Source organism: Piscicoccus intestinalis NBRC 104926, from assembly GCF_001515525.1.
In the GTDB taxonomy this organism is placed as follows: domain Bacteria; phylum Actinomycetota; class Actinomycetes; order Actinomycetales; family Dermatophilaceae; genus Kineosphaera; species Kineosphaera intestinalis.
Genome location: NZ_BCNQ01000149.1, coordinates 1 through 11,058 on the forward strand (window position 1 = coordinate 1; position 11,058 = coordinate 11,058).

General features: G+C 71.6%; 9 protein-coding genes. 4 read left to right on the forward strand and 5 right to left on the reverse strand.

Annotated elements, in window-relative coordinates; translation table 11 throughout:
- Positions 1 to 1,089, reverse strand: a 1,089-nt coding sequence (locus PINTE_RS17810) for a hypothetical protein (protein WP_217996634.1), incomplete at its 3' end; no start/stop codon positions are given.
- A gap of 307 nt (positions 1,090 to 1,396) precedes the next feature.
- The gene (locus tag PINTE_RS17815) at positions 1,397 to 2,455 is read right to left on the reverse strand and encodes a nitronate monooxygenase (RefSeq protein WP_068433453.1); all 1,059 of its coding nucleotides are present in this window, start codon (positions 2,453 to 2,455) and stop codon (positions 1,397 to 1,399) included.
- Between the two features lie 197 nt (positions 2,456 to 2,652).
- Here PINTE_RS17815 and PINTE_RS17820 point away from each other — a divergent pair, with 197 nt between their 5' ends.
- The gene (locus PINTE_RS17820) at positions 2,653 to 2,922 is read left to right on the forward strand and encodes a PspC domain-containing protein (RefSeq protein WP_068433455.1); all 270 of its coding nucleotides are present in this window, start codon (positions 2,653 to 2,655) and stop codon (positions 2,920 to 2,922) included.
- Between the two features lie 143 nt (positions 2,923 to 3,065).
- Complete coding sequence (locus tag PINTE_RS17825; protein ID WP_068433458.1) at positions 3,066 to 4,256, forward strand: AbrB family transcriptional regulator; 1,191 nt, start codon at positions 3,066 to 3,068, stop codon at positions 4,254 to 4,256.
- Between the two features lie 36 nt (positions 4,257 to 4,292).
- Here the strand turns inward: PINTE_RS17825 and PINTE_RS17830 are convergent, their stop codons facing one another.
- Together PINTE_RS17830 and PINTE_RS17835 are read right to left on the reverse strand one after the other, a co-directional pair.
- Positions 4,293 to 4,901, reverse strand: a complete 609-nt coding sequence (locus PINTE_RS17830) for a class I SAM-dependent methyltransferase (RefSeq protein ID WP_068433460.1) — start codon at positions 4,899 to 4,901, stop codon at positions 4,293 to 4,295.
- A 43-nt stretch (positions 4,902 to 4,944) separates the two neighbouring features.
- Positions 4,945 to 5,580 carry a TetR/AcrR family transcriptional regulator gene (locus PINTE_RS17835; protein WP_068433462.1) on the reverse strand — a complete coding sequence of 212 codons (636 nt, stop codon included), beginning with the start codon at positions 5,578 to 5,580 and terminating at the stop codon, positions 4,945 to 4,947.
- A gap of 78 nt (positions 5,581 to 5,658) precedes the next feature.
- On the opposite strand from PINTE_RS17835, the gene PINTE_RS17840 reads away from it, so the two are divergent.
- The gene (locus PINTE_RS17840; protein WP_245643035.1) at positions 5,659 to 6,684 is read left to right on the forward strand and encodes a zinc-binding dehydrogenase; all 1,026 of its coding nucleotides are present in this window, start codon (positions 5,659 to 5,661) and stop codon (positions 6,682 to 6,684) included.
- Between the two features lie 73 nt (positions 6,685 to 6,757).
- Positions 6,758 to 8,515: an oleate hydratase gene (locus PINTE_RS17845; RefSeq protein ID WP_068433465.1), complete on the forward strand. Its 1,758-nt coding sequence runs from the start codon at positions 6,758 to 6,760 to the stop codon at positions 8,513 to 8,515.
- A gap of 716 nt (positions 8,516 to 9,231) precedes the next feature.
- Here PINTE_RS17845 and PINTE_RS17855 read toward each other — a convergent pair.
- Positions 9,232 to 10,959, reverse strand: a complete 1,728-nt coding sequence (locus PINTE_RS17855; RefSeq protein ID WP_084343764.1) for an AMP-binding protein — start codon at positions 10,957 to 10,959, stop codon at positions 9,232 to 9,234.
- Between the last annotated feature and the right edge of the window lie 99 nt (positions 10,960 to 11,058).

Here is an 11,058-nt window from a genome sequence, read left to right on the forward strand (position 1 = left end):
GGCGGCGCACCGCACCGCGGTGAGCTCGACCGCACGGCGACCGGCCCGCAGCCGCGCGGCCATGTCGGCGTCGACGGGCACCATCGTCGCGATGTCCTCCCGCAGCGCCTCCAGCGAATCGCCCACGGGCTGAGCCGATCCCGGCCGCACCCGCAGCGCGCACTCCAGCGATGCCAGGTGGTGGACCAGCGCCGCCGGGGCCGTGTGGCACAGCCGCGTGCCCACGAACGCCTCCGGCCCGCCGAACCCGCTCAGCGGCACGAACAGCGCACCCCCGGCCAGCCCGCCGACCTGATCCAGTGACCCGCCGTCGAGCGCGACGCACGCCGCTGCGCGGGCCGTCGCGCAGTTGACCCCGAGCACGCTCTCGAGCATGTCGGCGACCGCGTCCTCCGGCCCGGCGCAGTCGCCCAGGGCCCGGCCGTTGATCGCGAGTCGGCTTCCCGTCGTGAGGAATCGGCGGGACTGCCGGTGGAGGCGGGCGAGCCGCTGGATCGATCCCGTGGCCAGCTGCGGAGCCACATACCCCGCCGCGTCGATGTACAACGCCACCGGATCGACCGACCAGTCGTAGGGGGTGACCGCGCCGCAGCCGCCGTACCGGGACTCGTGCCGCGGAGGCGCCGTCGACACCATGACGTCGAGCAGCGTCAACGCGCTCTCCTGCGGCCCGAGCGCGGCCGACGACTCGTGCATCCGCTGCCGGAGCCACTCCACGAGCCGCACGCCGCCCAACTCGCCGGGCGCCACGCCGTCGGCGAGCTGCGCGGGCGGAGCCGGTGCCGCGACCGGCACACCGGCCTCACCCGACTCGCGTGTCTGCGCGGTGTGCGCCCGCCCGCAGCCGCACGCAGCGGCAGCCGCGCCCACAGTGCCCGCCGCGCCCACCGCGCCGCCGAGACCGCCTCCGGTCGGGGTGCGCGTGCAGACGACCGGCCGGGTCGTGGCCAGCTGCAGGTCGGCGAGCGCGTCGAGCTTGCGCCGGGTGATCTGGGGGAGGGCCAGGTAGGCGTCGCGGATGAGCGTGTACAGGCGCGTGGTGCGCACCGCCAGGCCCTGGTCAGGGGTCGGCGCGAGGGGGTTCGTCACGAGATCGGGCTCCTACGTTCGTGCCGGTGCGGCTGTCGTCCCGGAGTCGTCCGAGTTCCCCCTTGCCCGGGCGCTGCGGCGGGTCGTTGCTCCGCCGAAGCGCGAGACACCGCTGTCGCTGGTCGAGACGCCGGCGCGACCACTCCCCAGTGACCAGGCCATCTGCGTCTCATCGCCATTCTCGGCAGGGGCGTTACGAGTTCTCAACGAGGATGTGGTCAAAGTTCGTTCAAGAAACAGCAAGAGGTGGTAGGCCCGCCGTCTGAAAGGCCCGAGCGAGTGACCGAGCTGACCGCCGATCGGGGCCTCAGCCGCGCGGGCCGGCCAGGTGCGCGGTGACCTGCGCGGCCGGCGCGGCCTCGATGGTGCGCCACCCGGCTCCGGCCCACAGCGACACCCCACCGACGTCGCCGAGCTGCGCGGCCCGGGCCCGCAGCGGCTTCGTCAGCTGGTCGACGGCCGGGTAGACCGCGGGCGCGTAGGCGTCGAACTCCTCGACGAACCGGTTGCGCAGCCCGCGCGCCGGTCGCCCCGAGAAGGCCCGCGTCACACTCGCCTCCAGAGCCCGCTCGGTCAACGCCTGTCGATGCACAGGGCTCGTGCCGGCCTCCGGGGTCAGCAGGTAGGCGGTGCCGGCCTGCGCGGCCACCGCCCCGAGCTTGCGGGCCCGCCGCACGTCGCTCGGGCCGACGATGCCGCCGGCTGCGACGAGCGCGGCCCGCCGGCCCCGCAGGTTGCGCAGCAGCTCCGGATGGCTCAGCACGTTGGGGGTCATCAGCACGTCGTGCGTGCCGCGGTGACCCCCGGCCTCCACGCCCTGGACGACGAGCGCGTCGGCACCTACCGCCTCCGCCGCGTCGGCCTCCTGGGTGCACGTCACGGTGACGGCCACGCACGTGCCGACGCGGTGCAGCCGGTCGACGACGCGATGCGGCGGGCGCCCGAACGTGAACGACACGACCGCGACAGGATCGGTCACCAGCGCCTCGATCTTCTCGTCCCAGCCGTCGGTGTCCTCCCAATTCGGTTGCGGCAGTTCGACACCCAGACGCGTAGCGGTCGCCTGCAGGAGGTCGACGTAGGCCTCGATCGCGGTGCGCTGCGCGAAGAGTCGTCCCTCGTCACGCTCCACCGCGGGCACGAACACGTTGACCCCGAACGGCCCACCGGTCAGCTCCCGGGTCGCCCGCACCTGCTCGGCCATGTCGGAGCCGGTGCGGTAGCCCGCCGCAAGAAGCCCCAGTCCGCCTGCGTTCGAGACCGCCGCGGCCAGCTCCGGCGTCGACGGTCCGCCCGCCATGGGGGCGGCCACCACCGGCAGCGGGGTGTGCGGCCATGGCACGGTGCCGGATGAGGGGGACGCCATGAGTCCCACCCTGGCACCGGGGCTCCCGCGAACCAAACCTCCGGCGGGGGTCAACCGGTAACTCATGGTCGGCTCCTGGTGCGCTCAGGGTGGCACCGCATGGCGCCCCGGCCGCGGTCGGGTCAGTCTTGGAGACGTGTTCATCGCGGCCCCGGCGCCGCCGACGACCGACCACCACCTCGACCGAAGGCATCATCATGAACGGCATCTACGATTCGCTGGCCCGCCAGGGCTACACCCGATCCAGCACCGACCGCGTCCTCGGAGGCGTCTGCGGCGGTCTCGCCGAGAAGTTCGGAGCCAACGCCTGGGCGATGCGGGCCCTCGTCTTCGCCCTCATGGTCGTGCTCCCCGGCAGCCCGCTCGTGCTGTACCCGATCGCCTGGGTGCTCATGCCAGAGGACACCTACCTCGCCGTGCACGGCACCGACCCGCAGGACCGCGTCACCGGCGGCCCCCAGCTGTGAGCCCGCGGCTCCGGGTGACTGGTTCGACCGCCCGCTGAGCCCCAGGCTCCCGTAACCCCGTGCCGCCCCGAGACACTCGCACGGCACACTGGTCCCATGACCTCGACCACACGCCCCGGCCCCTTTAGGGTCGGGGCGTCGTCGTGCCGGTCGGCGGTTCCGGGTGGGCGCGGCACGATGCCGGGGGCCCGGCTCTGATCGGGCGATGGCGGCGCCCCCGGCCGAGCCGCCCGAGCGCCCCGGTCGTCATCGCCTGGACGGTGCTCGGCGTGCTCGTGCTGCTCAGCGCGCTGATGTTCGTGGGCACCGGCCTGCCGTCGCCGGCGCTGTTCGGTGCGTTGCTCGGGGCGGTCGTCTACGCGGTCGGGTTCACGCAGCGGTCGATGCCGGGGCGGGAGGCGGTGTGGCCGGCGCTGGCGATGCCGAGCTGGTCGTCGACGGTCGGCCAAGCGATCATCGGGGTGTCGATCGGCGCGCTCGTCGAGCCGAGCACGCTGCAGGAACTCACCGGCGACGGCGTGCCGATCCTCGCCGCCGGGGTCGTCACCCTGGCCCTGAGCATCGCCTCAGGGTGGGCCCTGGCGCGCGGGGCTCGCCTCAGCCAGGCGACCGGGGTCTTCGCGATGATCGCGGGCGGGGCGTCGGGGATCACGGCGATCGCCAGGGAGCTCGGCGCCGACGACCGGGTCGTCTCCGTCGTGCAATACGTGCGGGTGCTGCTCATTCTCGTCGGCATGCCGATCGTGGCGACGCTCGTGTTCCATCCGCCGAGCACGGGCGCGGTGCTGGCCGGCTCGTCCGGCTCCGGCTCGGTGGGCGTCGAACCGTGGTGGACCTCGCTGCTGTTCGTCGCGGTCTGCGGGGCGGTCGGTGCCCAGCTCGGCCGGTGGCTGCACATCCCGGCGGGGGTGCTGCTCGGCCCGCTGGCGGTTGCGATGCTCATCGGGGTGTTCGTCGAACCCCGCCTCGACGTCGGCTTCGGCGTGCCCGCCTGGCTCATGACGTGCGCGTTCGTGCTCGTCGGAGCCCAGGTGGGCATCCGGTTCACGCCGGCGGCCATTCGCTCGATCGCCCGGCTGCTGCCGCTCGCGCTCGGTCTCATCGTCGCGGTCATCGCGCTCAGCGCGGGCACCGGCGTGCTGCTCGCCCGGTGGACCGGTCAGAGCGCCCTCGACGGTTATCTCGCGACGACCCCCGGTGGGCTGTACGCGGTGCTGGCGGTGGCCGTCGACTCCGGCTCCGATGTGACGTTCGTGCTGACGACGCAGGTCATCCGGCTGATCCTCATGCTCGCGGCCGCGCCGATCCTCGCGCGCATGCTCCGGGTGCGCTGAGTCGTCGAGACCCGGCGCGCCCGGGGCGCGGGTCGTTCACGCCCGGCGCAGCACCGCGACGAGGAAGTCGCTGGAGTCGGTGAACGGGCGCAGGTCCCAGGTCGCCAAGCGCAGGTCGGTCTCCAGGCCGGCGGTGCGCGCGTCGGCGAAGAAGTCGTCGAAGGCGTAGCCGCGGCCGGCGCCGAAGCCGACGACCGCGCGGCCGTCGACGCGCAGGTGCCGCTCGAAGGCGCGCAGCACGTCGGTGCGGGTGCTCGGCGCGAGGAACGTCATGACGTTGCCGGCGCACACGATCGCGTCGAAGCCGTCGTCGATGCCGTGGGCGGGCAGGTCGAGGTCGGCGAGGTTGGCGGCGATCCAGGTGGGGCCGGGATAGTCCTGCTCGGCGGCCTCGATGAGCGCGGGATCGACGTCGACGCCGACGACGGTGTGCCCGACCCGGTGCAGGTAGCCCCCGAGCCGGCCCGGCCCGCACCCCGCGTCGAGCGCCCGGGACCCGCGCGGCAGCATCGCGTCGATGAGGCGGGCCTCCCCGACGATGTCGTTGCCCGCGGCCTCGAGGTCGCGGAAGCGCTGGATGTACCACCGGGAGTGGTCGGGGTTGGCGGCGATGATGCGTTCCCACTCGCCGGGTTCGACGGGCACTGGCTCCTCCTGCGGCTACGGTCTGGCTCCCGTCACCGTAGCTTCACACCCCGGCGCGCGCCCCGGCGAGGGCGAGCTCGACCATGGCACGCAGGCGGTGCTCGACGGGATCACCGTCGGCGAGTCCGGTGCGGGTGCGGTTGAGCTCGATGAGCCCGCCGGAGACGATGAGGCGGGCCGCCGTGCTGGCCGTGCCCGCCGCGGCACCGGCTCCGTGACTGGTCAGCACGCCCGCGATGGCCTCCTCCAGCTGCGCGACCAGGGCCACCACCTCGCGGCGGTGCGGGCCGTCGACGCCGAAGAGGATCTCGCGGGCGATCGCCATCGTCACCTCCGGCGCCCGGGCCGACTCCTGCGCCAGGGGAGAGAGCAGCGTGAGGATGATCTCGACCGGGTCGTCGGTGTCGCGGGCCTGCGCGATGAGGGCGGGAATCGCGTCCGACCACCGGTCGGCGGCCACCATCATGAGCAGCTCGGGCTTTGTCGCCGCGTACTGGAAGACGGTGCCGATCGCGACGTCCGCGTCGTGCGCGACCTGCGCCATCGTCATGCCCTCGTAGCCCTGGCTCGCCAGGCGCCGCTGCGCCGCAGCGAGGATCCGACCCCGCTTGAGCGCCTTCGCCTGCTCCCGGCGGCCCGCCGGCCGCGTCGGCGCCACCCGTCCTGCTGCCTCACTCATGCCTCGAATTGTACTCGGCTCAAAAATGAGTACACTCAAAATTGAGCGTGATCAACGACGAAGCCAGCGGAGGCAGTGATGAACACGATGACGACGATGACGGCCGTGCGCCTGGACCTGACCGACCACACGGTGTCGGTGTACCAGGTGCCGGTCCCCGAGCCCGGAGACGGTGAGGTGCGGATCGCGGTGAAGTCCGCCGGGGTCTGCCTGTCCGACGTGCACCTGGTCGACGGCACGATCCGCCCGCTCTTCCTCGACGGCGACGTCGTCACCCTCGGTCACGAGGTCGCCGGTGTCGTCGATGCGCTCGGCGCCGACGTCGACCCAGCGCCCCTCGGTTACGACCTGGGCAGCCGCGTATTGCTGCAGGCCGGCCACCTCACCCCGACGGGCCGCGTGCTCACCCGCGGCGTCGACTACGACGGCGGCTACGCGCAGTACGCGATCGCCAAGGCCGAGACGGTCGTGCCGATCCCCGACACGCTGTCGTTCGACGAGGCGGCGATCATTCCCGACGCCGTCTCCACTCCGTGGGCCGCGGTGAGCAGCACCGCCCACGTGCACGCCGGGGAGGCCGTCGGCGTCTGGGGTCTCGGCGGGCTCGGCGCCCACGCCGTGCAGTTGCTTCGCATGAGCGGCGCGGCTCCGATCATCGCCGTCGACCCCCTGCCGGCCGCCCGCGACCGGGCGCTCGAGCTCGGGGCCGACGTCACCGTCTCCCCGGAGGAGGCCGAGGCGGTCATCGCCCGGGTCGCACCGAACGGTCTCGACGCCGCCTTCGACTTCGCGGGCGTGCCGGCCGTGCGCACCCAGGCCCTGCGCACCCTCGGGGTGCGGGGCCGGCTCATCGTGGTCGGGCTCGCCGGCAGGGGCCTGGAGATCGACGACGACATGAGTTTCGCCTTTAAGGGCCAGTCGGTCGTCGGCAACTACGGCAGCCGCGGCGAGCACGTGCGCGAGCTCGTGCACCTGCTGGAGTTCGACCGCCTCGACTTCTCGCGCTCGATCACCGCGACCTTCCCGCTCGACCAGGCCCCCGACGTGCTCGCACGCCTGGAGCACAAGGAGGGCAACCCCATCCGCTTCGTGCTCCACCCGTGAGCACTCCGAAAACCCCCGAAACCCCCGAAACCCCTGAAACCCCGAAACCTGCGAATCTGCAAGGAGTTCGACCATGTACTACAGCAGCGGCAACTACGAGGCCTTTGCCCGCCCGCGCCCGGTGAAGAACGCCGAGGCCACCCACGCCTGGTTCGTCGGCGCCGGCCTGGCCTCGCTGTCGAGCGCCGTCTTCATGATCCGCGACGGCGGCGTGCCCGGCGAGAACATCACGATCCTGGAGAAGCTCAAGCTCCCCGGGGGCGCCCTCGACGGCATCAAAGAGCCCGAGCGCGGCTTCGTCATCCGCGGCGGCCGCGAGATGGAGAACCACTTCGAGTGCCTGTGGGACTGCTTCCGCACGATCCCCTCGCTGGAGGTCGAGGGCGCCTCGGTGCTCGACGAGTTCTACTGGCTCAACAAGGACGACCCGAACTACAGCCTCCAGCGCGCCACCGTGAACCGCGGTCAGGACGCGCACACCGACGGGCTGTTCACCCTCACCCCGAAGGCGCAGCGCGAGCTCGTCAAGGTCTTCCTCGCCACGCGCGAGGAGATGGAGGGCAAGCGCATCGACGAGGTCTTCTCCACGGACTTCCTCGAATCGAACTTCTGGCTCTACTGGCGCACGATGTTCGCCTTCGAGGAGTGGCACAGTGCCCTGGAGATGAAGCTGTACCTGCACCGGTTCATCCACCACATCGGCGGGCTGCCCGACTTCTCGGCGCTGAAGTTCACCAAGTACAACCAGTACGAGTCGCTCGTGCTGCCGATGACCCGCTGGCTCATCGACCAGGGCGTGCATTTTCAGTTCGAGACCGATGTCACCGACGTCGACTTCGAGTTCACCGGCGATCGAAAGACGGCCACGCGCATCCACTGGGTGCACCGCGGGCAGGAGGGCGGCGTCGACCTCGGTGAGCACGATGTCGTGCTGATGACGATCGGCTCGCTCGTCGACAACTCCGACAACGGCGACAACCACACGCCCGCGCGGCTCGACCGCGGGCCCGCCTCCGCGTGGGACCTGTGGAAGCGGGTCGCGCGAAAGGACCCGTCGTTCGGGCGCCCCGAGGTGTTCTGCTCCAGCATCGACGAGACCAAGTGGATGTCGGCGACCGTGACGACGACCGACGAGCGCATCCCGGAGTACATGCGCCGCATCGCCAAGCGCGACCCGTTCAGCGGCCGCGTCGTCACCGGCGGCATCGTCACCGCCCGCGACTCCTCGTGGCTGCTCAGCTGGACCGTCAACCGCCAGCCGCACTTCAAGGCGCAGCGGCCGAACGAGATCGTCGTGTGGGTCTACTCGCTGTTCGTCGACCGCCCCGGCGACTACGTCAACAAGCCGATGTCCGAGTGCACCGGCGCGGAGATCACCGCCGAATGGCTGTACCACCTGGGCGTTCCCGTCGACGAGATCGACGAGTTGGCGGCGACCGGCGCCAAGTGCGTGCCGGTGATGATGCCGTACGTCACGTCGTTCTTCATGCCGCGCAAGGCCGGCGACCGCCCCGACGTCGTGCCCGCCGGCGCCACGAACTTCGCCTTCATCGGCCAGTTCGCGGAGACGGGTCGCGACTGCATCTTCACCACCGAGTACTCGGTGCGCACCGGGATGGAGTCGGCCTACCAGCTGCTCGGCATCGAGCGCGGCGTGCCCGAGGTCTTCGACTCGACGTACGACGTGCGCAGCCTGCTCGCCGCGACGAGCCGCCTGCGCGACGGCGCGAAGATCTCGATCCCCGCGCCCAAGCCGGTGCGTGAGCGGGTGATGAAGCGCATCGACGCCACCCAGGTCGGCCGCCTCCTGCACGAATCCGGCCTCATCTGAGTTACCCAGCGTCCGCCCCTCGCCGACCCCTTCGCCCGCCCCTCTCGCCCGCCCCCCTTTCGCTGAGAACTGCGTGTCGTGATCGGAACTGCGGTTCGTGCCGCAGTTCTCACCGCGACACGCAGTTTTTACGGACGTTGGGGGCGAGGTCAGTGCTCGGAGTCAGCGACCGCGGGTTCCAACCATCGTTGACTCAGGTCAACGATAGTTGGAACGATGTCGGAGCGGATTTCAGTTTTCCGCCCGCGGCACCGCGGACGTCCACTCGGACATCGACATTCTTCTTGTGCGCCGCGACGACTTGACCGAAAGCCAGGAAGAGGCGTGGTTGGCGCAACTGGACGCGTTGGCGGTCCGCGTCCGCGCATGGACGGGCAATGTGGCTCAGTTGATCGATACAAGTCCGAATGCGCTGTCCCACATGGTGACGAACGATGACCCCTTGTTGGAATCCTGGCGCAACGACGCCATCCACCTCACGGGAGTGCGACTCGCCCCCCTTCTGCGGCGGACACGATGACAACCCGCAGCTCATCCCGAGTCGTGACCTGCACGCCCGTTGAGGCAAGGACGCGCCGCGAGCGGGGCTCTGACCACTGAAGCGGGCGCCTGAGCGCGCCTCGGGATCTGGGGAGGAGCTCGCCAAGCTCGTGAAAACTGCGTGTCGTGGTGAGGACTGCGACACGGACAGCAGTTCTCACCACGACACGCAGTTCTCAGGGACGTTCAGGGCGTTGGTCGGGGCGGTGGAGCAGGGCGGCGACTTCGCGGCGCAGGACCTTGCCCATGGCGTTGGTGGGCAGCTCGGCGACGACCTCGAAGCGGCGCGGCACCTTGTAGGCCGCGAGCGAGTGCTTGGCCCAGGCGCGCAGCTCCTCGGTGGAGGGCAGGGTGCCGACCGGGATGACCGCCGCGACGACGTCCTCGCCGCCGTGCGGGCGCGGCACGCCGACGACCGAGACGTCGCCGATCGCCGGGTGCCGGCGCAGCACCTCCTCGACCTCCGCGGGGGAGACGTTGAAGCCGCCGGTGACGATGAGCTCCTTGGCGCGGCCGGTGATGACGACGAAATCGTCGTCGAGCCGAGCCAGGTCGCCGGTGCGGAACCAGCCGTCGACGAACACCGCGGCCGTCTCGTCCGGCAGGTGCAGGTACCCGCCGAACACCTGCGGCCCGCGCACGAGCAGCTCGCCCTGCGTGCCCGGCTCCACGTCGGTCTTCGGGTGCTCGGGATCGACGATGCGGATGTCGGTGTCGGGGAACGGGACCCCCACGGTGCCCGGCCGCCGCGTCGGCGCGATCGGGTTGCCGAGCACGATCGGCGCAGTCTCCGTCAGGCCGTAGCCCTCGATGAGGTGCCCGCCGGTGGCCGCCTCCCAGCGGTCGACGAACTCCGGGTCGAGCGACATCGCCCCCGAGAGGCCGCTGTGGATCCCGCGCAGGTCGACACCCAGCTTCTCGGCCTCGCGCAGGATCGCCTCGAACATCGGCGGCACCCCGGTGATGAACGTCGGCAGCCGCCGCTTGCACGCGTCGATCATCAACGCCGGGTCCGGAGTCGGCACGAGCAGCACGGTCGAGCCGCCCGCGATCCCCGCGAACACCCCGACCGTCAGCCCGAGGGCGTGGAACATCGGCAGCGCCGCGAGGAAGACGTTGCGCCCGAACTCCAGCTGCGCCCACTCCACGCCCTGCAGACAGTTGGCGACGATGTTCGCGTGCGTCAGCGGCACGCCCTTCGGGGAACCGCTCGTGCCCGAGGTGTAGAGGATGACCGCGACGTCGTCTGGACCGGGCCGGGGGTGCTCGGCCGGCAGCGGTTCGGGGCTGCGCACGGTGCGCCAGTCGAGCACATCGGGGTGCCGGGCGGAGTCGGTGAGCCGGGCCCGCGCGGCCCGCGCCGCCGGCAGCGGCAGCCGCAGCGCGAGGCGCTTGAGCGTCGGCAGCGAGCGGGTCAGGTCGACCGAGATCACGTGCCGCAGCGCGCTGCTCGCGCGCAACTCGTCGACGATGCCGAGCGCTTTGTTCCACACGACTGCCACAGTCGCGCCGTGGTCGGCGAACATCGGGGCCAGCTCGTCGGCCGTGTACAGCGGATTGTGCTGCACGACCTGGGCGCCCAGCCGCGCGCACGCCAGCGTGGCGACGAGGTTCTCGGGGCAGGTCGGCAGCAGGATCGCCACTCGGTCTCCGGCGCGCACCCCGAGGGCGGCCAGCCCGTGCGCGACGTGCGCGACGTCGTCGGCGACCTGCTCGTAACGGCGCGAGGCGCCCATGAAGTCGTAGCAGTCCTGCCGCGGCAGGCCCTGGGCGGCGCGCTCGAAAAGGTCGACGAGCGTCGCGCCACCGTAGTCGAGATGCCGGCGCACCCCTGGGCCGTACAGCTGCTGCCAGTTCCCGCCGCGCGGGTGGATGCCCGACGTGCGCGTGTCAGACGTTTCCATGCCGGACCGCTCCTTTCCCGTGGCGGTCCTCGACCCCCTCAGCGCACCTTACGCGTCCGGGGCCGCGCGCTGCCCGCCCCGCGCCCGTGCGGCGGGCGG

Excerpts from the sequence above, each read along its gene's own strand:
- PINTE_RS17815 (WP_068433453.1), bottom strand. The coding sequence starts at position 2,455 with ATGGCGTCCCCCTCATCCGGCACCGTGCCATGGCCGCACACCCCGCTG.
- PINTE_RS17845 (WP_068433465.1), top strand. The coding sequence starts at position 6,758 with ATGTACTACAGCAGCGGCAACTACGAGGCCTTTGCCCGCCCGCGCCCG.
- PINTE_RS17820 (WP_068433455.1), top strand. The coding sequence starts at position 2,653 with ATGAACGGCATCTACGATTCGCTGGCCCGCCAGGGCTACACCCGATCC.
- PINTE_RS17840 (WP_245643035.1), top strand. The coding sequence starts at position 5,659 with ATGAACACGATGACGACGATGACGGCCGTGCGCCTGGACCTGACCGAC.
- PINTE_RS17855 (WP_084343764.1), bottom strand. The coding sequence starts at position 10,959 with ATGGAAACGTCTGACACGCGCACGTCGGGCATCCACCCGCGCGGCGGG.
- PINTE_RS17835 (WP_068433462.1), bottom strand. The coding sequence starts at position 5,580 with ATGAGTGAGGCAGCAGGACGGGTGGCGCCGACGCGGCCGGCGGGCCGC.